At 54.5% G+C, this 22,853-nt stretch carries 17 protein-coding genes; 10 read left to right on the top strand and 7 right to left on the bottom strand.

Going from position 1 to position 22,853, the window contains the following annotated elements; all coding sequences use genetic code 11:
* Positions 1–61: 61 nt before the first annotated feature.
* The 4 genes from ACR0DX_RS19945 to ACR0DX_RS19930 all read right to left on the bottom strand — a co-directional run bounded on the left by ACR0DX_RS19945 (position 62) and on the right by ACR0DX_RS19930 (position 7,574).
* A complete protein-coding gene (locus ACR0DX_RS19945; RefSeq protein ID WP_170356471.1) occupies positions 62–2,119 on the bottom strand; it encodes an adenylate/guanylate cyclase domain-containing protein in 2,058 nt (685 codons plus the stop codon).
* Between the two features lie 219 nt (positions 2,120–2,338).
* Positions 2,339–3,370, bottom strand: a complete 1,032-nt coding sequence (locus ACR0DX_RS19940; RefSeq protein WP_170356470.1) for an NADP-dependent oxidoreductase — start codon at positions 3,368–3,370, stop codon at positions 2,339–2,341.
* Positions 3,371–3,600: 230 nt separating this feature from the next.
* On the bottom strand, positions 3,601–6,009 hold the full coding sequence (locus ACR0DX_RS19935; protein WP_480847149.1) for a YbcC family protein: 2,409 nt from the start codon (positions 6,007–6,009) through the stop codon (positions 3,601–3,603).
* Between the two features lie 14 nt (positions 6,010–6,023).
* Positions 6,024–7,574, bottom strand: coding sequence for a proton-conducting transporter transmembrane domain-containing protein (locus tag ACR0DX_RS19930; RefSeq protein ID WP_480847147.1), 1,551 nt, complete (start codon positions 7,572–7,574; stop codon positions 6,024–6,026).
* 112 nt (positions 7,575–7,686) lie between these two features.
* On the opposite strand from ACR0DX_RS19930, the gene ACR0DX_RS19925 reads away from it, so the two are divergent.
* From ACR0DX_RS19925 to ACR0DX_RS19905, 5 genes are all read left to right on the top strand, one after another.
* Positions 7,687–8,577 carry a LysR family transcriptional regulator gene (locus ACR0DX_RS19925; RefSeq protein WP_170356467.1) on the top strand — a complete coding sequence of 297 codons (891 nt, stop codon included), beginning with the start codon at positions 7,687–7,689 and terminating at the stop codon, positions 8,575–8,577.
* A gap of 171 nt (positions 8,578–8,748) precedes the next feature.
* Entirely contained in the window at positions 8,749–9,264 is a 516-nt protein-coding gene (locus ACR0DX_RS19920; protein WP_480847145.1) for a DUF4178 domain-containing protein, read from the top strand.
* A complete protein-coding gene (locus ACR0DX_RS19915; RefSeq protein ID WP_170356465.1) occupies positions 9,264–10,565 on the top strand; it encodes a DUF4178 domain-containing protein in 1,302 nt (433 codons plus the stop codon). The genes ACR0DX_RS19920 and ACR0DX_RS19915 overlap by 1 nt, the downstream gene beginning before the upstream one ends.
* A 176-nt stretch (positions 10,566–10,741) precedes the next feature.
* Complete coding sequence (locus ACR0DX_RS19910; RefSeq protein WP_170356464.1) at positions 10,742–10,966, top strand: DUF350 domain-containing protein; 225 nt, start codon at positions 10,742–10,744, stop codon at positions 10,964–10,966.
* Positions 10,963–12,504: a polyamine aminopropyltransferase gene (locus tag ACR0DX_RS19905; RefSeq protein ID WP_170527346.1), complete on the top strand. Its 1,542-nt coding sequence runs from the start codon at positions 10,963–10,965 to the stop codon at positions 12,502–12,504. Before ACR0DX_RS19910 ends, ACR0DX_RS19905 begins: the two co-directional genes overlap by 4 nt.
* Here the strand turns inward: ACR0DX_RS19905 and speD are convergent.
* Positions 12,451–12,849 (bottom strand): adenosylmethionine decarboxylase, encoded by a 399-nt coding sequence (gene speD / locus ACR0DX_RS19900; RefSeq protein WP_170356462.1) that lies wholly within the window; start codon positions 12,847–12,849, stop codon positions 12,451–12,453. The two genes, ACR0DX_RS19905 and speD, sit on opposite strands and share 54 nt — an antisense overlap.
* Positions 12,850–13,337: 488 nt before the next feature.
* Here speD and ACR0DX_RS19895 point away from each other — a divergent pair, with 488 nt between their 5' ends.
* The 5 genes from ACR0DX_RS19895 (at position 13,338) to ACR0DX_RS19875 (ending at position 19,785) form a co-directional block, all read left to right on the top strand.
* Positions 13,338–14,489, top strand: coding sequence for a porin (locus ACR0DX_RS19895; protein ID WP_170356461.1), 1,152 nt, complete (start codon positions 13,338–13,340; stop codon positions 14,487–14,489).
* 377 nt (positions 14,490–14,866) lie between these two features.
* Positions 14,867–16,927 (top strand): 3-hydroxyacyl-CoA dehydrogenase NAD-binding domain-containing protein, encoded by a 2,061-nt coding sequence (locus ACR0DX_RS19890; RefSeq protein WP_480847141.1) that lies wholly within the window; start codon positions 14,867–14,869, stop codon positions 16,925–16,927.
* Positions 16,928–16,929: 2 nt separating this feature from the next.
* Positions 16,930–18,117, top strand: coding sequence for an acyl-CoA dehydrogenase family protein (locus ACR0DX_RS19885; protein ID WP_170356459.1), 1,188 nt, complete (start codon positions 16,930–16,932; stop codon positions 18,115–18,117).
* Positions 18,118–18,120: 3 nt separating this feature from the next.
* Positions 18,121–19,179, top strand: coding sequence for an acyl-CoA dehydrogenase family protein (locus tag ACR0DX_RS19880; protein WP_170356458.1), 1,059 nt, complete (start codon positions 18,121–18,123; stop codon positions 19,177–19,179).
* 138 nt (positions 19,180–19,317) lie between these two features.
* Positions 19,318–19,785, top strand: a complete 468-nt coding sequence (locus ACR0DX_RS19875; protein ID WP_170356457.1) for an acyl-CoA thioesterase — start codon at positions 19,318–19,320, stop codon at positions 19,783–19,785.
* 64 nt (positions 19,786–19,849) lie between these two features.
* Here the strand turns inward: ACR0DX_RS19875 and ACR0DX_RS19870 are convergent, their stop codons facing one another.
* Both ACR0DX_RS19870 and ACR0DX_RS19865 read right to left on the bottom strand, forming a co-directional pair.
* Complete coding sequence (locus ACR0DX_RS19870) at positions 19,850–21,469, bottom strand: choline dehydrogenase (RefSeq protein WP_170356456.1); 1,620 nt, start codon at positions 21,467–21,469, stop codon at positions 19,850–19,852.
* Between the two features lie 365 nt (positions 21,470–21,834).
* Positions 21,835–22,848: a helix-turn-helix domain-containing protein gene (locus ACR0DX_RS19865; RefSeq protein ID WP_480847138.1), complete on the bottom strand. Its 1,014-nt coding sequence runs from the start codon at positions 22,846–22,848 to the stop codon at positions 21,835–21,837.
* Between the last annotated feature and the right edge of the window lie 5 nt (positions 22,849–22,853).

Raw genomic sequence — 22,853 nt, 5'->3', positions numbered from 1 at the left:
CACCAGTCAATAAAGGAAAATGTGCTGTTTTTTGCAGCTTCTGTAGAACCAGCTGACTTATTTAGGATTTTTCAGTGATGGTTACGGGCTTCCATCCCTCAGCGGGTGGGCTTGCCAGAAGTTCTCGCATTTTGTCGGCCATCGCGAGCGAGGCAAGGTCCCCGCCACGGATTTGGTCAGCGGTTTCAAATTCTGACAGGGCATTTTCGAATTGCCCGGCGCGATAAAGCGTTAGGCCGCGTTCATATGCCTCGATCCAATCGCGTGAGGGGTTGTATCCTTCGGTCATTGCAATCAGTTCATAAACCACAAGCTCTTCGCTGCGGCCGAACACTGTGAGCGTATCCAATTCGCGCACAATTACAGAATCGCCGGCTTCGCGTCGGGTCTCTGGGCCGATCAGGATAAGGGTGCCGTAGACTTTGTTCGCGCCTTCCAGTCGGCTTGCGACATTCACCACATCGCCGATCGCCGTATAGTTCAGGCGCTGTTCGGATCCTATGTTCCCCACAAGCGCCTCGCCGCTGTTCACCCCGATCCGTAGCCGCAGAGGAATACCCTGACTGTCCTTGATGCCTGCCGCGTCGACGGTTTTGACAAGATCCAGCGCCGCACGACAGGCGTTTTCCGCGTGGTTTTTATCCTGACGTGGTGCCCCCCAAAAAGCCATCACTGCATCACCCATGAACTTGTCGATAGTGCCGTCATGCCTTGCAATCGCGGCCGAAGCGGCGGTGAAGAACGGTTCCATCAACTGAACAATTCCTGGGCCCAGTTTCTCGGACAGTCCGGTAAAGCCAGTCACATCGCAAAACAAAACCGAGATTTGCTTCATATCACCGCCCGGCTGCGTTTTGATGCCTTCGGCAACCAGCATGCGAACCAAATCGGTTGGCACATATTTTCGGAACGCTGACAGACCCGCAGCCATACTGGCCGTTGCCGCAGAAAGGTTAGCCAGTTCTGACAGCTTTGAGGGCCTGCGTGAAATACGCTCAACATCGAAACGTTCGATCTTGTTAAGGTCTTCGGCGATCCGCGCCAAAGGGTTCGCCACAACCCTACGGACCAGCCAGATGGCTAACCCGGTGGCGAAAACGACTACTCCAATCAGAATATAAAGAAGGTTGATCAGAGTTTTGTCGATCCCAGACAGGAATGCGGATTCCGGTATTACGGTAGCAACGCGCCAGCCATAAAATCCCAACGGGGTCAGGGCAACTGCATAGGGAACGCCGTCTATTACAACCCGGGTCGTTGCCCCGCCGGCAGGATTTTTGGCAGGGTCACCCAAAAGCCGTTCGCCCGATATCATGGCGGCTTCGTACAACTCGCCTTCGCCCATTCGGGCCGGTGTCGTTTCATCTGCCATGGCGTCGGGAACGGCGATCACCTTGCCATCAGCATCCAGAATATAGGCTGCTCCGAACTCGCCCGGATGTAAGGTCGCAAGAAACCGCGACAAACGGTCGGTTTCGATTGCGACCGCTAGAACACCCTGTCGCCCGCGGTTGACGTCAATGGGACCGGCATAAGCATAGACCGTTTTTTCACTTCCTGGCAGATCCCGCGCTTCGATCCATCCCGATGAGTTCAGGCTCATAAAGTTATTGAACCAGGCGTGGTCGCGTGGATCATATTCTGTTTCACGGAATTTTCGCTCTTCGAACTGGATGTCACCTGGAATGAAAATGTATTGGTCGGTTCGCAACTGCCGATCGCGGATGTTCCTATCGATTTCGACCATCTCAAGGCCGCCATCCCCAAGGCGGTGCGAGGCGAAGAAATTGCCGTCGGGCCAGCCGAAGAATATCCACGAGATATTGGGCTGCGCTTGTAGTTGCGACAGGAATACGAATTCTCGCTTGTCTGCCTGGCGTGTGGCGATGACATTTTGCACGAAAATGGTGCGCACTGCGGCCCAGGCCGCTTCGGCCGAGCTGAGTGTCGCGCCGACCTCGATACGGACGGTATTGGCGATCTGAGTGTTGATTTCAGCAGCCAGCATACGGCTGTTGTCCCGTGCCGTTGTCCACCAAAGTGTATGAACAATAAAAGTTGACACGCCAATGGACACGGCGACCAGGATAGATACAGCGATGCCTACACTTATCCGCATCACATCTCCACAATAATGACCGGTAAAGCAGTATTGGATTGAGAATTTGCCAAGCGCAAAGGTTGCTTTGCTAAACGCCCGAAAATTCACGCATCTGTTAGGTTGATGCCATATCGACTGGCGGAAACGTGAGCGGCCAAAACGGCGACCGGCCGACAATTCGCCGGATGTTTACTGGCGTTGCGCATCAAAGGCGCAACGCCTGCTTTCGAATGCCAATCAGCCGACCTTCACAACCATTTTGCCGAAATTACCACCAGCGAGTAGTTGATTGAAGGCCTCTGGCGCGTTTTCCAGCCCATCCACTACGTGTTCTTTGTACGATACCGAGCCGTCCTTAAGCCAGCCTGTCATGTCTCGTACAAATTCCTGATAAACCTCGGGGCCGAAATTGTCGAAAATGATGAACCCCTGCATTTTGACTTTCATCCGCAGCAAGGTGCCCAAGATCGCAGGGCCCATATCCGGCCCTTCCGGCAAACCGGGCAGGTTGTACCACGCTACGATTCCGCAGACAGGGACCCGTGCAAACGGGTTTAGCAACGGCAGAACTGCATAAAGCACCTTACCGCCAACATTCTCGAAATAGACGTCGATGCCATCTGGGCATGCATCGCGCAGTTGAGCTGCCATATCGTCGGATCTGTGGTCTATACAGGCGTCAAAGCCAAGGTTCTGGACAACATGCGCACATTTTTCCGGCCCGCCTGCGATGCCGACGACGCGACATCCTTTAAGCTTGGCAATCTGTCCCACAGTTGCTCCGACCGGTCCCGCAGCCGCTGCAACAACGACGGTTTCACCGGGCTTGGGCTCGCCAATTTTCAACAAACCTGCATAGGCCGTGTAGCCGGGCATTCCCAAAATACCCAAAGCCCATGATGGATTGTCTGGTGTTTTGCCCAGATTGACCACCTGCTCTCCGTTCGAAATCGCGTAGTCCTGCCAGCCGCTCATATTCAAGACATAGTCACCGGCCTCGTACCCATCCAGGTTCGAATCGATCACTTGGGCCACAACCTGAGCGGTCATGACACCGCCAATTTCGACGGGCTCGGCATAGGATTTTGCGTCGTTCATGCGGCCGCGCATGTAGGGGTCGAGCGACATAAAGACCGTTCGCACTAGCATCTCATCAGCGCCCGGTGACGGGATATCTGTGGTTTCAAGCCGAAGCGTGTTTTCGTCGGGCTGACCAACAGGGCGTTCAGCAAGAACGATACGACGGTTGGTGTCGGATGTTTGGGGCATTGGAACCTCTTGCAAATATTTACCCGCACCAGAAACCTTAAGCGAGCAAGGTGCAAGGGAAACAATGCAGGTAAAAGGGGAAACCGGCAGAGACTGGCCAAGAATACTCTGGATATTTAGCCTCTTTGCCCTCGTCGTCTTGTTTCAAGCCAGGCAAAATAGACAGGCTGGCTAAGTCCAATTTCAAATGGACCTAACCGCCAAAATTACTGTGTCTTGCTGCTCTGTTCTTATTCTGCTGCGATTGCGCCTGAGGTGTCTGGAATTTCGCGGATTGGGGACCACTCAAGGTCGCTGTCGTATCTCCAAGCCAGTTGTCCGCTGTCATCCATGGCGATCAGGTGAAGCCACCCATTGTCAAAAAGCGCTTTGACGTCAGGGTGACGTGCCAGGATGTTTGACATCGCCTCGCGCGGGGCTTCGATGACCACCGTCAAGCGCAGAGGATCATGCTGGAATCCGTTGCCATCATGCACGGACTGCCATGGCAAGCCCGGCCTGGGGGCGCCGTTGTTGCCTTCCAGAACGCCTAAACCGCCAACTACATTGTGCAGAAGCTTGTTGCCTCCTCCGAACAAGTCGGGCGCAACGGTCGAACCGTAATATTGCAAACTGATCCAGCCGGCCACGACAACCGGAGCAGTCATGATCAATTCAAGGACGCCAAACCCATCATCCTGTCGCCAGTTGTAGTTGTGCAGAAATGCCCGCCCGGACAAGTCCGCGCCGTTGGTCCGGTCACGTGGAGCGGCGACAAACGCACGACACCCGGCAAGACCCCATTCGGGCCGCGTTTCAGCCCAATCACGTGCACGACGCAGAACCGCTGCAGACACGTTTGCACGCGGCAGGCGTTGCGCGCGTTCTGCGCGGGACAGATCCCCTGCGGCATCCAACCAGGTTTTGAGCTGCGCAATCTCTGCCGCTGCGGTGCCTGATGGTAAATCCTGGTCGAACAAAGTAACCATATCAGTCGTCGTGTGATGCAACGCAGGTAAGAACATGGTGTCTTCGGGTATATCTATCCCTTGAGCCTGAAGACCGCTTCGAATGTCTGGATCATTCAACAACCCAGCCAAAAGGCGAGCGTTCACATCTCCGGCGTAGCCACCACAGGCCCCACATTGCAATGCGCTTTCATGGGGGTTGTTTGTGACGTCGGCACCGTGGCCCGCCAACATGACAATTCGTGCGAAGTTATGGGTCAGCGACATAGCCGACAAAACAGACTTGGCCATACCGACCCGCGTTTCAAAGCTTAGGGAAGGGTCCAGTTTTGGCGCCGGTTCCGGTTTGGCCTTGTCACCCAGACCAAGCGAATCCCGCACAAGTTTACCGGCATAAACCGGGCCGGTGGCCTCGACAAAGGCAAAGGACGACACGGCGGCCAGCTTGAACCGGCCCCATGCGCGTTTTGCGCGCGCCGTGTAGCGGCGGTTCAAGTCCGCTTTGACAGGTTCAACAGCTTCCGAGGTTGCCCCGGCTCTCAATAGAACCGGACCCCTGAACTCGGTCACGTCCGACCCTGCGGCCTTGTGTGCGCTGGCCAAACCGAAGAACCCGGCAAAGCCGATGGTTTCGATTTTGGCATCCTGCGCTTCCAGCGCCCTGCGGAAAACCTCAGAGCGGACGTCGATGCAGAACGCTGCCTGTATGTCAGGGCGTCCATTGGAGGCGACGGGTTCGCTTTTTTTCAGTTTAATAGCCAAAGCGCGTTGTTGTGCGCGTTCAGCTGCATCCTGCAGGACAGCGTCGATAACCTCGGACTTGGACGGCGTGACGGGTGTGCGGTGCTTGGCTACGACCTCGGCCCAACGGGCGGCGATTTGGTCTTGGTAGAGGTCATATAGCGCCTCATCAAACACCATGCGAACGGCCAGCAACTCGGCCACAGTGCTGTCCGGGCGTCCGTCCAATTCGGCCTGCCACAAATGATACCGGCCGTACTGCGCCCAACCTCCCAAGGTTATCAACCAGCGATGGAACGTCGTTTTGGCGGCCTCAGTGTCGACGCCCAACCGCTCGGACGCCCGTCCTATGGCGCGCCAATGCGACCTGTTGGTTCGAGTGACAAAGGCGCAAAAGCCTTTCAAACCGTGGATTTCAGGCGTCAGGTCACGCGTGGCGAATTCCCGCCACGACTGGAATACGCCGCCTGTATCGGCTTGCTGCCAGAGCGCCTGACCCTGATCAAAATGACCCGCAGCCCAGGCGCCGATGCGATCCTCGATCAAGCCAGGCCAATCAATACCAGAAACATCGGCAGCAAGTTCGGCGACGGTTGCCAGTGGCTGCGGCGTGTCCTGAGGTGTGTCTAATGCGTCCAGTACGTCTTGCAGGCTTGGTGCGTTAAATTGCTCTTCAACCGCCGACACAGCGGCGCGCACATCTTCTTGCGAGATTTCGTCGCTCTCAAATTTGGCTTTCCAGTATTCGCGAGCAGGGGTGATCCGTGTTCCGGCAACCCGTGCAAGGCGAGCCGCGGTGACAGAAAGTGGCTCATCAATCTGGCCAAGAAAGGGGTTCACCGCAACGCTGGAGGAAAGCGGGAACAGGGGCGGGATCGCTTTGGAGGCGTCGTTGGCCTCGGTCACAAGTTCCAACAAAGGGGCGGGGTAGGTTTCAAGTTTCGCAAACATGAGGAAAGTTCCTTTCACACGATCGAACGCTTGGACCAACCGTCCAGCAACTTATCGAAAACTGCATTTGCATAGAGACCATTGGTCAGGTGAACCCTTGGTCCTGCCGCTGCTGGGTGCGAGGCCCATAAGGGGAACGTTGCCTGTGCCACAGCAACACAGCCAAAGCTGATCAATGCGAGGATAATCAACGCCCATTCAAGCGGGCCGGGGGCCGGAGTAGTTGGCAGGGTTCCCGCAGTCAGTTTCTGTGCGATGACCTGCAGGGCGAAATAGCTGACCGAAGTGACCAGAGCATAGGCGACGGTGCGTTGCATCAACGCGCGTGGGGCAGCATCAGCAAACCCTTGGGCCAACAGATAAGCAACGCCGAAAATCAGGATAACTCCCAGTGCAATGGCCTGAACCGACTTTCCGTCAAACCCAACGACCATGCCAACAAGTCCGTAGATTGCTATCGCGATCACAAAAGACAACAACACGTTACGCGCGCTTGGGACGGCAATCGGTCCGGGGCGGCGAATTGCAGCGACGTTTCGTACTGCTTCGCCCGCACTTAGGAACGCATGTGCCTTATACAGCGAATGGGCCACAATGTGCAGCAATGCCAGCGGGAACAGCGCCAAGCCACATTGCATGACCATGAAGCCCATCTGGGCAATGGTCGACCATGCAAGCGATGTCTTTACTGCTGGTTGAGTCAGCATCACCAACCCGCCGAACAAGGCGGTGAACCCTCCCAACATGACCAACAAAGCCATCACACCCGGCGCAAGCAACACTACGTCGGCGAAACGTATTAGCAGCAGACCGCCAGCATTGATGACACCTGCATGCAGCAGGGCCGAAACGGGCGTTGGGGCCTCCATAACCTCGGTCAGCCATCCATGCAGCGGGAACTGGGCTGAAGCCAGGACAGCAGACACGGCAATCAGAAAGGCAGCGGAAATCGTCAGCCAGTTTGGTTCTACGACCGAAAGGATCGTTTTTATGTCTGTAGTCCCGGTGGCGACAACGAGCAGCGCAAAAGCCAATGCCAAGGTCGCCTCGCTTAGCCGTGCAACGAAGGCTTTTTTACGTGCTGCGCGCTGCGCGGTGGCGCGTTCCGGATAGAATAGCAGCAATTTGTTCAATGCCAGGCTGGTCGCGACCCAAGCCACGAAGAACTGCACAAGGTTGCCGGACATGACCAATAGAAGAACCGACGCCAGTGTGACTGACATCCAGCCCGCGAAGGCACCTTGGTGGTCTTCGCCATCCATGTAAGTTCTGGAATAGCGGATCACGATCCAGCCGATGAAGCTGACTAGCAGCAGCATCACGGAACTCACCGCATCCAGGTGAACCGAGAGGCCGACGCCGAACATCCCGATCAATGCCGATGTGCCGGGCCCGTTTATCATCAGAAATATGGTTGCAAGGATCGAGGAAACAAAGGCCGCGAATGCGGCAACTTCAGTCAGACCTGCTATGCTTCCCGGCCGTTTTCCCGGTTGCCGCGACGCAAGCCAAGCTGCCCCAAGTAAAACGAGCGGGCCAAGAAGCGGCAAAAAAACGTAAGCCATAGTCAATTTCCTTCTGTTTCGCGGCCAAAGGGCCTTTTGCGGCAGATAGGACAAAATTTGTGACAATAAAAATTCATTGTTTGTAAGATTACGTTCTAATAAATAGAACAATATGCCATTGAACTATCACCATCTCCGATATTTTTGGGCCGTTGCGCATGACGGTAACCTGACCCGCACGGCGCAGCGTCTGAACCTGTCTCAGTCGGCTCTTTCTGTACAAATCAAACAACTGGAAGAACGTCTGGGTCACGCCTTGTTTGAACGCCGCGGTCGGCAGTTGCAATTGACCGAGGCTGGTCGCATCGCGCTGGACCATGCAGACGCGATTTTCGCCACGGGGCAAGAGCTTGTGGCCACGATGGAAGGAACAGTTCAGAACCGAAAGGCACTTAGGGTGGGGTCGCTGGCGACCCTGTCACGAAACTTTCAGATTGGGTTTTTAAGGCCCATCTTGTCTCGTATGGATGTAGAGGTGATCTTAAGATCGGGCAGCCCGACCGAATTGTTAGAGGGGTTAGAGGCGCACAATCTGGACCTTGTCTTGATGAACAGGCCCCCCCCTGATGACAGTCTGACCCCTTTCGAAATTCACTCGATCGGTGAGCAAGAGGTCAGCATAGTGGGTACTCCGGCACGGTTGCAGTCTGATGCACCTTTGCGCGAGTTGTTGCATAAACAGCCGTTTATTCTGCCGACAACTGACAGCAGCGTTCGAACGGCCTTTGACGCGCTGGCCAGCCGGTTATCGATCCGTCCACAGATCGCCGCCGAGGTGGATGATATGGCGATGATGCGACTGCTCGCGCGCGAAGATATTGGCCTTGCGCTTGTGGCGCCTATCGTTGTGACAGACGAACTGACTTCGGGTCGATTGAAAGAGGCCAAAGAGCATCCCCGGATCAAGGAAACGTTCTACGCGGTCACTCTACGAAGGCGGTTTGCAAATCCTTTGGTGCAGCAGATTTTGGAGCAGAATTCCGGCTCTGCATTCCTGACCTGATCAAAAAGCAACACTCGTCATCTTGCTCTGTCCGACTGTTCTTGCGCTTTGGCAACCCATAAGCAACTTGACGGTATGGAGAATTTGAACTGTCCGAATTGCGGGACGGACTGCCCGATTTCATTGACGTTGATTGAGGTCGTTGTTTGTCCGTCTTGCGGAACCACGCTGATGCTGAACGACGAAACGGCCTCGGTCGCGGGTGACCAAGGCGTGATGCATGATGCACCACTCTTATTCGGGGTTGGCGATCGGGTGGTGATGGGCCGGACTTCGACCCGAATTCTTGGTCACGCCCGATATTCTTACGGTCGCGGGTTTTGGGATGAGTTCTGCGGTGTGAATGAAGCCGGAAAAACCTGCTGGATTTCGGTCGACGAGGGCGACGTCGTGCGGCAAACCCGTTTGCAGGCGGACGACGCGCCAAAGAACCAACCGCCCTTTAAACCCGGCGAAACATTATACTTCGACTCGGCGACGTTTACGGTGACAGAAGTGGAAAGTGCCGAATGTATCGCGTTGCGCGGGCAGTTCGACGAAGCCCTGAACGTGGGAGAAACCTATCAATTCGTAAACGCGTCTGCCGGTGACGAAGCGTTGCTGTCCGGTGAATTTTGGGGTCAGCCCGCCGCTTGGTTCTATGGTCGCTGGTACGATCCTTTCGACATACAGGTCGAGCGCCAGTAATGACCAGAAACCCCGAGATACTGTCGATCAACTGCACGAGCTGCGGCGCAGGACTGGACGTGTTGGGTGGCGGTCGTGTCGTGGTACAAATCTGCCCCTATTGCGGTAGCGAACTGGACGCGCAGGACAACTACAGAACTCTCAGGCAGTTCAAGGGACTTACGCGTCCCAAGACACCGTTTTCGATCGGGATGACCGGCGCGCTCTATGGGGTCGATTTCACCATTATCGGGTTGATTGAACACTCAGAGCGGTGGGGCGGGCGGTTTTACACGTGGATTGATCACCAGCTTTATTCGCCCACACATGGTTATGCGTGGCTAACGCTGGAAGCTGGCCATTTGGTGTTTACCCGACGCCACCGTGGGCCAGGATGGATATCTGAGCAGGCAGTGGAAATATCAGAATATCCGCCGATTGTTCGCGTAAATGGAGAGCGGTTTGTCTATTTCGAAACGACGACAAGCTCGATCACCTATGTCGAAGGCGAATTCACGTGGCGGCCAGAAATAGGCGAGCAAACCACAACCATCTCAGCGATGTCTGATGCGGCGATGCTGGGATTTTCTACGACTGGCTCTGAACGCGAGAGCTATCGTTCGATTTATGTCCCCAGAAAAACAGTCGAAGACGCATTCGATGTTCAGCTTGATCAGAAACCTTTTCGCGTTCACCCGCTTGAGCCATTTGTCGCCGGACCGAACTTTGGCTTTGTACTGGTTGCCTCGTGCGTGTTTGCGATCATCTGCCTTGTCATGTCCTTTGTTTTTGCCAGCCGCACGGGTGAAGATGTGCTGGGCGCGCATGTCCTGACACGGGCGGATTTTCCCGCAGAAATCACGTTCCCGCTGGAAGCCAACAGTCAGCTTACGCGTATTTCTTTTTCGGCCGATGTTCGCAACAGCTGGGCGTATCTGGATCTGGAATTGCTGGATCCAGACGATACTCCTGTCTTCCTCGCAGGCCGGACCATCGAGTATTATTCGGGCCGCGACGCCGACGGATCATGGAGCGAAGGAACAAGACGCGCCAACTTGTCGTTTCGGCCAGAACGTACAGGCGATTACACACTAACAGTGGACGTGCCCGACCAAGGGGTCTGGACCGGGCCGGGAGCATCCTCGGTTCCGAGTTATCCTTTCAACCAGCTCACGATCAATGTGCGTTCCGGTCTGTCCAGCAGCTTGTGGACGCTTGCGTTGGCCGGAGGCTTCGGGTTGTTGTTCTTGCTGCAATTCGGACGTAAATGGCTGCACCAGCGCGCCCGTTGGTCCGGAACCGATTGGGTGGATGAGGATTAACGTGAACCTGTTCCGAGCTATTTTTATTGTCATTTCAACCACCGCAATCGCTTCAGTGGGGTACGTCGCATGGCACGGCTATGGCGCCGAGAGCCGGGATTTGGATACTTCGGTTCGCGTCGGTAGCGGTGGCGGCGGATATTATCGAACAGGTCGTGTAAAATAAGGGAAAACCAATGGAATATCTGGCAGCGATTCAGATCGCCGAGATTGTAAGCACCATCTTCTACACTGTTCTTGGTGTCTCGCTGATGTGGGGTGTCTGGAAAGTGATCGACTGGCTGACGCCGTTTTCCATCGTGCGCGAGATCGAGAAGGACCAGAACATTGCGCTGGCAATTCTGATCGGTCTGCTATTCGTGGCCGTCTCAATTATCATCGCAGCTGTCATCCTGTCATGACACCCGCTCCGGCGGTTCAGGCACGGGCGGTTTGGTTGCTTGCGGCGACCTTTCTGGTGGCCGTGGCTGGCCTGATCTACGAGCTGATTGCCGCAACTCTTTCCAGTTATCTGCTGGGCGACTCGGTGCGTCAGTTCTCGCTGGTTATCGGGATTTTCCTGTCGGCAATGGGGGTTGGCGCGTGGCTGTCGCGCTTTGTTACTCATGCCTTTTCGGGGTTTGTTTGGGCGCAAATTCTGTTGGGCATTGTCGGTGGCTTCATGGCCCCGGTTCTGTTCCTGAACTACGCGTGGATAGGTCAGGTGGCCTTGCCTTTGTACGCGGCACTGGTTGCGATCGGGATCTTGTCGGGCATGGAATTGCCCTTGATCGCGCGTGTGTTGGAGGAGATCGGGGCGCTAAAGTTCCGTTTCGAAAACGTGTTGAGCGTGGATTACGTGGGGGCTTTGGTGGCCTCACTGGCATTTCCGTTGTTGGTTATTCCGCATTTGGGATTGATGTCCGCAAGTCTTGCATTCGGCGCGTTAAATCTTGCGGTTGCGGGGCTGTCATTGCTGGTGTTTCGGGAGCTGGCGACCCGCAGGCAAGTCACAGTCTGGACGTTGGCCATGCTGGCCACGGTTGCGGGCCTATGGCAATCCGAACGGTTGGTCTCCATAACCGAGGCTGAGTTGTTTGAAGATGACATAGTCCTGTCGGAAAACACTCCATATCAACAGGTTACTGTTACGCGGTATCGAGACAGAGTGCGGCTGTTTCTGGACCACTCAATCCAATTCGACAGCCTTGACGAACATCGGTATCACGAACCTTTGGTTCATCCTGCAATGGCCCTGGCACCGCGCAGGGCTCAGGTGCTGGTTCTGGGCGGGGGGGACGGAATGGCCGTCAGAGAGGTGCTCCGCTACCCAGATGTTCACAATGTCACTTTGGTGGACCTTGATCCAAGAGTCACCGAGTTGTTTCGCGATCATCCTGCATTATCGAGTTTGAATGATTATGCTTTAAGTGATCCTCGCGTAACGATCCTAAGCAATGATGCGTGGAAATTCCTGGAACAGGATCACAAGATTTATGATGTGATCATTGTAGATTTGCCTGACCCGAAATCCATAAGCTTGTCACGCCTGTATACTAGGCAATTCTATTCCATTCTGGTCGAACGTCTCAGCGCCCAAGGAATGCTTGTGACTCAAGCCGGTTCACCTTTTTTTGCCCGACAGGCGTTTTGGTCCGTTGTTGGAACGATCGAGTCCAGCCGAAATCCTCAGCAACCGGGGCAGGGGCTAAGTGTTTTGCCCTATCACAGCTACGTGCCCAGTTTCGGTGAGTGGGGGTTTGTGTTGGCCTCGCCAGAGCCTGTGTCAGGCCGAAAGATCTTGTTGCCGGCGGGGTTGCGATATCTTGATGAAGATGTTTGGCGTGCAACGCAGGTATTCGGAGCCGATACCGCGCGTATCGCGGCTGATCCGAATACGCTGCAGTCACATGCTTTGGTCGGCTACTATTTGGACGGGTGGGATTTCTGGTTCCGTTAAGGCACCTCGGTGAATACGAGTGATGTCCACACTCTCGGGGTGCAGCAATTCTGCAAGGCAGTCGACGGCGCGTTCGGGACAGGTGCCCCCGCACATAAAAATGTCGATCGCGGCATACGATTTCTCGGGCCATGTGTGAATCGAGATGTGAGACTCAGCCAGCAACAGAACGCCCGTAATGCCGCCATGGCCTCCGAAAGTGTGAAAGCTGCTTGAAAGGATTGTCGCCCCTGCAGCGTGGGCCGCAGATTTCAGCGCGCTCTCTAGATACGAGGAGTCCGTCAGCCTCGACCCGCCATGATGGTCCAATAGTATGTGCGTCCCAACGGGATTCTTCTTGATCATGTCTTGCGTTTACACGGAAAAAGCGGGCCACGAAAACCCCCGGTTGCCTAGCTCGGGGGCATGTCTGGTCATGGCGAGCGGTCGCCTGTTTTCAAAGTCCGATTTTCTCTGACGTGGCGTGTCGAAAAATCACGTGACACACCGGAAGCGCTTGGGTTAGCTTATCTCAAAACGAAACTAAAAAACATAATACGTAAATACTCGAAGGCATATAATATGCGGTCGCCCGTTGGGACTCTGAGGAAATTCCCACAGGAGCAGCGCAATGGGCCACGGCATTTAAGCTGTTGCCTGTATCAGGAACTCTGTGGCTTCGGCAACGAGTGGAGTTCTGAAGCAGGCGCGGTGTTTCATTGAAACACGGAGGAGCCGCAATTCAGACAAGACATATCTGCACATCCGCTGCGCACCTTTTTCTGACACTGACCGGACAACAAACGAAGAAGTGATCCGGTGCGTTGCAATATTTAAAAATGAGGGAATGACAGATGACACAGAAAACCAGATTGATATCTTCGGCTGCCGTTCTGGCTCTGGGTTTTGCACTGCCGGCTACGGCCGAGTTAAAGTACGATAACAACTCGGGCGGTTTTGTTGTGCTGTATGGACAGTTGAACCCCGCTATCATCTCGGTTGATGACGGAGAAGAGACCGAAACCAATGTTCGCGACTTTGACGCCTCCAACAGCCGTGTTGGACTGCGGCTTGAGCAACCCTACGGCGCCAACACGTTCCGGTTCCGCTTTGAAACTGCACTAGGTTTGCCAAATTCGACCGAAACGGATCAGAACGGCAACGACTTCAGCGGCTGGACACGCGAAGACATTCGGCATGTAGATTTGTCCCTAGAGGGAGACTGGGGCACTTTCTCGGCCGGGCAGGGTAGCATGGCCGCTGACGGTGTCGCCGAACAGGATTTGTCGCTGGTTGCTCTGGTCTTGTATTCGTTCACCGCGGATTCAAACGCATCCTTCCTGTTCCGTGACGATGGCGGCATTCTGAGTGGGCCGACGGTCTCGGGAACAACCGATAACTTTGATGGCGCGCGGCGCACACGGGTGCGCTATGACACGCCGTCGTTTAATGGGTTTTCGTTCAGTCTGTCTTATGGCCAGAACGTGTTGGAAGAAGATTTCAACGATGACCGCGACTATTATGACTTTGCAGCCTACTACCGAAACACGTTTGCCAACGGTGTCGAAGTTGCTGCCGGACTAGCCTATCAGGTACGTGGATCCGGCAACAGCGGTGCAGGCGGCAGTGAAAGCGAAAAGCGTGAGGACGTTGTTGGATCTGCCTCGGTTCTGTTGGATAACGGCTTAAGCTTCGCGGTCGCCATCGGTGAGAGGGATGTGGACGATGATGCCTCGGCAGATCCCAGTTTTTACTATCTCAAAATCGGCTACGAGGGCGACTGGTTCAACTTTGGCAAAACCGGTGTCGGGCTTCATTACTGGGACGGCTCAGATTTTAACGCGGATGGTTCGGATTCTGAGGTCTGGGGCATTGGTGTCGTCCAAAAAATCGACCAGTACAATATGGAAGCTTACTTCTCGTACCAGGATTATGCCTATGACGACTCATCCGATGAGTTTGATGACCTGTCCACAGTCGTCTTGGGCGCACGCTGGCGCTTTTGAAGCCGATTCATGTTTGCGGGCCCTTCTTTGACTGGCCCGCAAAAGGATGACATCGAACGAATATAGGCCCTGTTTCCGGACTATCCCAAGGCGCTTTGCGCGGATAAAATTGCTTACTCTGCTTCAGCTATCGCTGGAGCTACTGAAGGTGTATTGAATCCGATCACGATTAACACGGGTTCTTTCGTGCCTTTGGCCGCGCTGCTCTTCATTTCTTAAATCAGTGACTGACGAGAAACCCTCTGGTGTCGAAACTCCAAAACTTGTTTTGTGGGTGCTGACAGAATGCAGCAGAAGTTTAGGGCTGACACCTCGCAATGACAGCACACAAGGCAACGGAGGCTTTGGGCGTATGCGAGTGAAATCAGGAGGAACCCATGGCGTCAGTTGAAATACGCAAAGACAATGGCCTAGCGCTCGTAAAAATCGACAATCCGCCGGTCAACGCGGCGGGGTATAGTGTGCGTATCGGGCTGGTGAACGCAGTCCGTGATCTGGCCGGGGACGAAACCGTTCGCGTTATAGTACTTTATGCGGCGGGGCGGACTTTTGTCGCCGGTGCTGATATTCGCGAGTTCGGCCAGCCGCCGAAACAGCCGGTTTTGCCCGAAGTCTGTGAGATACTGGAAACCAGCGCCAAGCCTATTGTATGCGTTCTGCATGGAACAACACTGGGTGGAGGGCTTGAGATCGCGCTTAGTTGTCACGCGCGGGTCGGCATAAAGGGTCTTCGACTGGGCCTACCGGAAGTTAACCTCGGCCTGTTGCCCGGTGCGGGCGGAACGCAACGCCTGCCGCGCCTGGTTGATGGGCAAACGGCGCTTACAATGATCACCTCTGGTAAAACGGTATCGGCAAACGTCGCGCTGGATGCAGGGTTACTGGATGATCTGCAAGAGGGTGATCCAGAAGCGGTAGCGTTGGCTGCAGGGCAAAAGGTGTTGGACGGCACCCTGAAAACCCGCGCAACTGCCGATCAGGACAACCGCCTCAGCGCTGATGAAATCGACGCCTTTCGCGGCAAGATCACCGGTGAGGTCGCTGAACGCGCCTTAAAGGCTGCTGAAGCAAGTAACCTACCGCTCGCCGAAGGTCTAAAGATTGAACGTGAGCTTTTTGTGGAAGCGATGGGTAGCAACGCACACAAAGGGCTGAAGCATGCCTTCTTCGCGGAAAGGGCAGTTGCCCATATTCCCGAAGCCAAGGCCGAAGCAAGAGAGCTGACCTCGGGCGGGGTGATTGGGGGTGGTACCATGGGCTCGGGCATTGCTACGGCGATGCTTCTGGCCGGGATGCCCGTTACGCTGGTTGAGATGGAAAAGGATCGTGTGGATTTCGCTCGCAATACGATCACCAAAAATCTTGCCGGTGCCGTCCAGCGCGGCAAACTGACCGAGGCACAAAGGGACACGGCCTTGGCCGCATTGACATGTACCACGGATATGGCCGCGCTGGCAGATGCGGACGTTGTAATCGAGGCTGTTTTTGAATCCATGGAGGTCAAGCAGGAGGTTTTCGGAAAACTTGATGAGGTTTGCAAACACGGTGCCATCCTTGCCACCAATACCTCCTATCTTGATGTCAATGAAATCGCATCAACGACCACGCGGCCTCAGAATGTCATCGGTTTGCACTTTTTCTCACCTGCGCATGTCATGCGATTGCTTGAAATTGTGGTTGGTAAAGAAACCGCGCTCGAGACGGTCGCCACCTGTTTCAAACTTGCGAAGAAACTCCGAAAGATTGCGGTTCGGGCCGAGGTGTGTGACGGGTTTATCGGAAACCGAATTCTGGCGCATTACCTGAAATCAACGTCTTACATGCATCTTGATGGGGCGCCGTTTGATCAAATCGACACTGCGTTGGAAGAGTTCGGTTTCGCTATGGGACCTTTCGCTGTCTCGGATCTTGCTGGTTTGGATATTGGATGGGCCACGCGGAAACGCAAAGCTGCCTTCCGTCCGTCGCAGGAACGATATGTCGAGATTGCCGACCGTATTTGCGAACAGGGTTGGTTCGGACGCAAGACAGGCAAAGGGTTCTACTTGTACGACGGCAAAACCCGCAGCGTTAATCCAGCGGTGGCCGAATTTGCGCAGGCTGAACGTGATGCCAAAGGGATCACTCGGCGCAGCTTTACCAATCAGGAAATTGTCGACCGATACATGGCGGCGATGGTGTCCGAAGCCGCTCGGGTTGTTGAAGACAAAATAGCCCTGCGTCCCATTGATGTAGATGCTGTATTTCTATTCGGTTACGGCTTTCCGCGCGTATGGGGTGGACCTATGCAATATGCCGATATGACGGGGCTGGATGTTCTGGTGCAACGCATTGAGGCATACGCGCAAGAAGACCCTTACTACTGGCAGGTTCCAGACCTGCTGCGCGAACTGGCCGAAGCGGGTAAAACCTTCGGCGATCTTAACAAAGGGGCGTGAACATGGACCTGAGATTTACCCCGGAAGAAGAAGCGTTTCGTGCAGAGGTACGCGCGTTTCTGGATGATAACCTGTCTGATGATCTTGTTCGAAAAAACCGTAATTCTGCAGCTTTAAGCAAAGCGGATATGGAAGATTGGCATGCGAAGCTGAACACAAAAGGCTGGTTGGCTGCAACGTGGCCTTTGGAATATGGCGGCACCGGGTGGGGTGCGGTCGAGCGCCATATATTCGAGGAAGAATGCGCTCTGGCCAATGCCCCTCGTACAGTTCCCTTCGGCCTGAACATGTTAGGGCCGGTTCTGATCAAGTTCGGAACCGAAGCCCAAAAAGCTGAAATTTTACCACGTATTCTGGATGGCTCAGATTGGTGGTGTCAGGGCTATTCCGAGCCCGGCGCGGGCTCCGACCTTGCTAGCCTCAAGACCCGTGCTGTGCGGGAAGGTGACGCCTATGTAATCAACGGGCAGAAAACATGGACGACGCTGGGGCAGTATGCCAACAAGATTTTCTGCCTCGTGCGGACGTCGAATGAAGGGAAACCGCAGGAAGGTATCAGCTTCGTTCTGGTCGATATGGACACACCGGGGGTTGAACTGCGTCCGATCCGATTGTTGGAAGGCGGATACGAGGTGAACGAGGTGTTCTTTACCGACGTGCATGTGCCCGTGGCCAATCTGGTCGGTCAGGAAAACAAAGGTTGGACCATCGCCAAATACCTTCTGACACATGAGCGGACAAATATTGCGGGTGTCGGGTTTTCCACCCGCGACCTTGATAAGCTGAAAATGCTGTCCCAAACCCTTGTTCGGGGGCGCAGGCCATTGTCCCAGGATCCGTTGTTTGCGGCGGAAATGACCGAGGTCGAAATTGACCTCGAGGCGCTGAGAATTATGAACCTGCGTATGCTGTCGGCGGCCAAAGAAGGTGCTGCATCCGGAACACAAAGCTCGATGCTCAAGATCAAGGGAACCGTGATCCGCCAACGAATTCTAAGCTTGACCCGTTCAGCGCTTGGGTCTGCGGCTGCCCCATTCCCTGCAGATGAGTTGCCAGAGAACGTGCTGTCCGTGCCCGAAGAAGCAGCGCGTGCTGCAGCCAGTTACTTCAACAACCGCAAGCTTTCGATCTTTGGTGGGTCAAACGAGATTCAGCGCAACATTATCGCCAAAGATCTTTTTGGAGGCTGACACATGGATTTCAACCTGACCGAAGACCGCCAGATGCTGTCCGATACTGTGCGCCGCTATTTGGCGGACCAATATGATTTCAAAGTCCGGGCCGCAGCGACTGCGTCCGCTCCGTACCATTCTGCTGAGAAATGGGAGGAATTGTCAGAACTGGGCCTGATCGCCGCTTTTGTGGCCCAAGACAAAGGCGGTTTCGGTGGCACTGGTTTCGATATAGCCACCGTTTTCGAGGAACTGGGACGGGGCCTGTGCCCCGAGCCGATGCTGGCCGCGTTGATGAGCGCGCGTGTCGCTGCCGATTGCGGGGCGCAGACGTTGGTTGATGAGATGATCATGGGCACCAGAAGGTTCGCCTTTGCGGTGTTCGAGCCGGATGCTGATGGTCTTTCTTTGATCCGGGCAAGTGCTGACAAGTCTGATGAGGGTTGGGTTCTGAACGGTCGAAAATCTGTGGTGTACGGCTTGCCCGGCGCAGATGGCGTACTGGTGGCAGCGCGTGTCGAAGCGGAAATCGGGCTGTTTCTGGTCGAGACGCCCGAGACCATCGACTATGCCATGATTGACGGTGGCGGTGCAGGCGAGTTGATTTTGGACAATACTCCGGCCACCTGTCTGGTCGAAGACGCAACCCAGAGCATCAAAGCGAGTTTGGATGCGGGCCGTCTGGCACTCTGTGCCGAGGCGGTTGGCGTTATGCAGGTTCTTGTCGACATGACTGTGGAATACTTGAAACAGCGAAAACAGTTCGGACGCCCAATCGCCAGCTTTCAGGCGTTGCAGCATCGCGCTGTAGATATGGCAATCGAGATCGAACAATGTCGGTCGATTACTATTCTGGCGGCCAGTAAGCTGGGAACCGATCAAGCTGAAAAATACGTCGCCATGGCGAAAAACCTCATTGGACGTGCAGGCACCATGATCGCCGAAGAAAGTATTCAGTTGCATGGGGGTATCGGAATGACATGGGAATACCCGGGATCACATTATGCCAAACGATTGGTAATGATCGACCATCAACTGGGCGATCGCTACGCGCAATTGCAGCGCGTGATCGAGATGTAACCAGCGTTTTGACTGCGGGTAAAGGCATCGTGTAGGTGCTTAGCTAAGATGTATCAAAACTATCGGGTACTGGGTCTTGTTTCCTGACGTGTTCTACCACAAAAGTCTGGAACCCTATTTGAACGCAAAGGCTATTTCATGAATGCCCGTCACGACCAAGACCTGTCGACCTTGTCAGATTGTCCTGATGCGTTTTGGAAACGCTTTGTCGTAACGAAAGACGATCTCGATGGCTTTAACCATGTCAACAATGCCGTTTATTTGAAGTGGCTGGACGCGACAGTATGGGAGCACACGCGAGCCGTGGGGTTGGGTGAACGTGCCTGCCTGGAGCTAGACCGCGGCATGGCGGCCGCGCGTCACGAGATCGACTACATCGCGTCTGCTTTTCTGGGAGATGAGATCGTTGTTTACAACTGGATCTCTGCCAACGACCAACGGTTGCGCGCCAGCCGGTCTTTTCAGGTGATCCGGTTGCAAGACATGAAAACGATCCTGCGGGCAAAATCCCACTACGTATGCACCAAACTGAGCACCGGTCGCCCCACACGAATGCCAGAGATATTCAAGACGGCCTATGACGTGAAAGTCTCGGTTCAGCGTTAGAATTATGCACGAGTGAGTTCCGGCACAGGTCCGCGTTTCGACCAGTGCCTTTTGGACTCAGATATCAGGCTGCGCGGGCAGCCTTAATCAGATCCGAGGCGCGCTCGGCGATCATAATCGTAGGGGCGTTGGTGTTCCCGGACACCAGATTGGGCATGACCGAAGCGTCAACTACACGTAACCCCTGAATCCCATGCACGCGTAGTTCAGGGTCAACGACCGACATCTCATCCACGCCCATTTTACAAGTGCCGACGGGGTGATAGATTGAGTCTGCGCGAGACCGGATGTGGTTTTCCCAATCTTCATCAGTCCTCAATTTATCAGATCCGAACATCTCTTTTTTTCGGTGTTGGGTCATAGTTTCTGTCTCAAGGACGTCGCGCATCATCTTCGCGCCTTTGACCATGACTTTTATGTCGCGAGGATCGGACAGGAAAGATGGATCAATACCCGGTGCAGCCAGCTCGTTCGTGCTATGCAAAAAGACCGAGCCGCGGCTGTACGGTCGTACTTGGCAGACATGACAGCTGTAGCCGTGTCCCAGATGTTGTTTGCGCCCGTGGTCGTCGAGTAAGGCTGGCACAAAGTGAAACTGAATATCCGGCCGGTCCAGCGCCGGATCGGTCTTTAAGAATGCGCCAGCTTCGGCAACGGGTGACGCGGCAAGAGAAACTCCGTCTTTGCGCCACCGCAGGATTTCGCGGACGATGTGGATACCGCCTCTCAAACTGATCCCAAGGTTGTCGTGCCGATTGGTCTTGTAGCCAAGAATAAAATCCAGGTGGTCCTGCAAATTCTGGCCGACGCCCGGTAGATCATGTCTGACCTGAATGCCCAACTTGGACAGATCTGCACCATTACCGATCCCAGACAGTTGCAACAGTTGCGGCGACTGAAAGGCCCCCCCACAAAGTAAGACTTCATGTTTTGCGGTAATCGTAATGTCTTGGCCTTTGTGTTGATAAATCACGCCTGTGGCACGTTTCCCCTCAAAGGTGACGCGACGTGCATGAGCGCGGGTCACAATCGTAAGGTTGGGTCTGTCGGCATTGGGAAACACATAGCCCGCGGCCGCCGAGCAGCGTTCACCGTTTTTGTCTTTTTCAAAGAACTGTGTGACCTGATAAAATCCAACCCCTTCGTTGTCGCCCGTGTTGAAATCGCGAGTTCTGCGATGTTGCAACTGCGTGGCGGCATCAACAAAGGCTTCAGATAAAACATGGATGGATTTCTGGTCACACACCTGCAGCGGTCCGCTGCCGCCATGCATGTCATCTTCGCCGCGTTCATTGCTTTCGGCTTTTCGGAAATAGGGCAACACACTGTCCCAATCCCATCCTTCGCAGCCCAGATCGGCCCAAGCATCGTAATCCTCTCGTTGGCCGCGGACATAAAGCATGGCATTGATCGCACTGGACCCGCCCAGACACTTCCCGCGCGGCTGATAGCCCTTGCGCCCGTTCAAGCCGGGTTGTTCGACCGTTTCAAAGCTCCAATTGTTGATCTTTATCGGCTTGCTTGGGACCATGGCTGCGACTGCCATAGGCATACGTACGAATATATCGTTGCCACCCCCGCCGGCTTCGAGCAGGCAAACCGAAACTTTCGGATCTTCGCTAAGGCGTGCGGCAAGAACCGACCCGGCGGAGCCGCCACCTACTATGACGTAATCGAACTGCATAGATTTCCTTCCAGTTTACCTGCTCTTTTGCGGGTTATATGTGGCGCGAGGATTAGTGCATAAGCTGATCCGGTTCGGACCAGGGTGCGCCCGCCACTCGGGATTTCCCGGCAAGAACAAACTCTTAAAGCCAAGCCAATTTGTTGGATGAGGTTTTGTTCGTAGCAATTACATAGTTATCCTCCGGCCGTTTCTCGGATGCCCCAGCCTCTCTCCTAGCCAGCAACAACTCGATACCCAACAGAAAGACTGATCTGCGGATGTTTCGACTTAGTGGAAAATATTGCCAGTCGACCCCAGTGCGTAAACCCCACATCGGGTCATAAGATTGACAATCGAGGACAACGTAGCGTCAGATTCCGCCTTCAGAAACCGACCCTATAGTGTTTCGGTGTTTTTCCTGCCCACCTTCTGAAGGCGCGCACGAAGCTGGCAGAATCTGAGAAACCTAGCACATAGGCGATTTCCTGTGTGCTGAGTTCGGCATCCCGAAGATACCGAAGTGCTAGTTCAGACCGCGTGGAATCGACGATATCGCTGAACGTCGTGTTTTCTCGTTTCAGATGGCGGCGCAGGGTTCGGCTAGTCAATCCAATCTGACGTGAAATCAGTTCCATATTGGCCCCAAAAGAGAGGCTTTGAACAAGCGCTTTTCGAACTTCTCCAGACACGCGCCCCTCATCGCGGCTGAGCAATTCGGACAACTCCTGTTCGCAAATCTGGACGATTTGCTGAAAGGTCATCCGGTTTCCCAGTTCCAATCTTTGGTCCATCCATTTGGGAGGAACACTATACCGGTTCTTCTCAGCCGAGAATTTGATGACATCTGCGGCGTGTGCCGGAATGGTGTAATAACTGTCCCTTGGGTATCGCAACTCAAGCAAATTGCACTGGAAATCCTGACCAATCACGTCCTGATGCAGTGAGGCAAATATTCCGGCCTGCAGATTGGTCAGAAAGGAATAGAAGTCAGGCGATTGTTCGATCACCGAGACCGGTTCAAATTCCCAACCGGGGTTGTCCTTATCAAAGTCAAAGGACATTTCGGCTGTAGGCGCCGCAAGATAGTGAAACCTCTGCGCGAAATCTACAGTATCCCGGTATCTTGTGCTGCTTAGAACAGCATATCCATAAAGCCCGTAATCCGAGATGTGGAGGTTTCTTCCGATATCGTAAGGTAATTCGGGGTGCCAGCGCTGCTGCGCGATATTATTCAGCACATCGATGATCTGACGCAGCGAGACACGATACTCTGTGTCTTTTAAGCGAGTTCGGTCGATATCTGTTCGTTCGAAAACACCATCAGATTGAATCTGATAGCGATCCAATACCCGAAGCGCCGCATTCAGTTTTGCGGCTGTATAATGCCTTTCTTTCAAAACTC

The sequence above is a fragment of the Ruegeria sp. D3 genome (genome assembly GCF_056534465.1).
Note: the sequence above shows the minus strand (reverse complement) of the source record. Positions and strands in the feature narration are given on the sequence as shown.

What these genes read in the sequence shown, in the direction of transcription:
- ACR0DX_RS19945 (WP_170356471.1), bottom strand. Translation starts at nt 2,119, where the DNA reads ATGCGGATAAGTGTAGGCATCGCTGTATCTATCCTGGTCGCCGTGTCC.
- ACR0DX_RS19870 (WP_170356456.1), bottom strand. Translation starts at nt 21,469, where the DNA reads ATGCAGTTCGATTACGTCATAGTAGGTGGCGGCTCCGCCGGGTCGGTT.
- ACR0DX_RS19925 (WP_170356467.1), top strand. Translation starts at nt 7,687, where the DNA reads ATGCCATTGAACTATCACCATCTCCGATATTTTTGGGCCGTTGCGCAT.
- ACR0DX_RS19915 (WP_170356465.1), top strand. Translation starts at nt 9,264, where the DNA reads ATGACCAGAAACCCCGAGATACTGTCGATCAACTGCACGAGCTGCGGC.
- ACR0DX_RS19930 (WP_480847147.1), bottom strand. Translation starts at nt 7,574, where the DNA reads ATGGCTTACGTTTTTTTGCCGCTTCTTGGCCCGCTCGTTTTACTTGGG.
- speD (WP_170356462.1), bottom strand. Translation starts at nt 12,849, where the DNA reads ATGATCAAGAAGAATCCCGTTGGGACGCACATACTATTGGACCATCAT.
- ACR0DX_RS19935 (WP_480847149.1), bottom strand. Translation starts at nt 6,009, where the DNA reads ATGTTTGCGAAACTTGAAACCTACCCCGCCCCTTTGTTGGAACTTGTG.
- ACR0DX_RS19895 (WP_170356461.1), top strand. Translation starts at nt 13,338, where the DNA reads ATGACACAGAAAACCAGATTGATATCTTCGGCTGCCGTTCTGGCTCTG.
- ACR0DX_RS19890 (WP_480847141.1), top strand. Translation starts at nt 14,867, where the DNA reads ATGGCGTCAGTTGAAATACGCAAAGACAATGGCCTAGCGCTCGTAAAA.
- ACR0DX_RS19885 (WP_170356459.1), top strand. Translation starts at nt 16,930, where the DNA reads ATGGACCTGAGATTTACCCCGGAAGAAGAAGCGTTTCGTGCAGAGGTA.
- ACR0DX_RS19875 (WP_170356457.1), top strand. Translation starts at nt 19,318, where the DNA reads ATGAATGCCCGTCACGACCAAGACCTGTCGACCTTGTCAGATTGTCCT.
- ACR0DX_RS19910 (WP_170356464.1), top strand. Translation starts at nt 10,742, where the DNA reads ATGGAATATCTGGCAGCGATTCAGATCGCCGAGATTGTAAGCACCATC.
- ACR0DX_RS19880 (WP_170356458.1), top strand. Translation starts at nt 18,121, where the DNA reads ATGGATTTCAACCTGACCGAAGACCGCCAGATGCTGTCCGATACTGTG.
- ACR0DX_RS19905 (WP_170527346.1), top strand. Translation starts at nt 10,963, where the DNA reads ATGACACCCGCTCCGGCGGTTCAGGCACGGGCGGTTTGGTTGCTTGCG.
- ACR0DX_RS19940 (WP_170356470.1), bottom strand. Translation starts at nt 3,370, where the DNA reads ATGCCCCAAACATCCGACACCAACCGTCGTATCGTTCTTGCTGAACGC.
- ACR0DX_RS19920 (WP_480847145.1), top strand. Translation starts at nt 8,749, where the DNA reads ATGCTGAACGACGAAACGGCCTCGGTCGCGGGTGACCAAGGCGTGATG.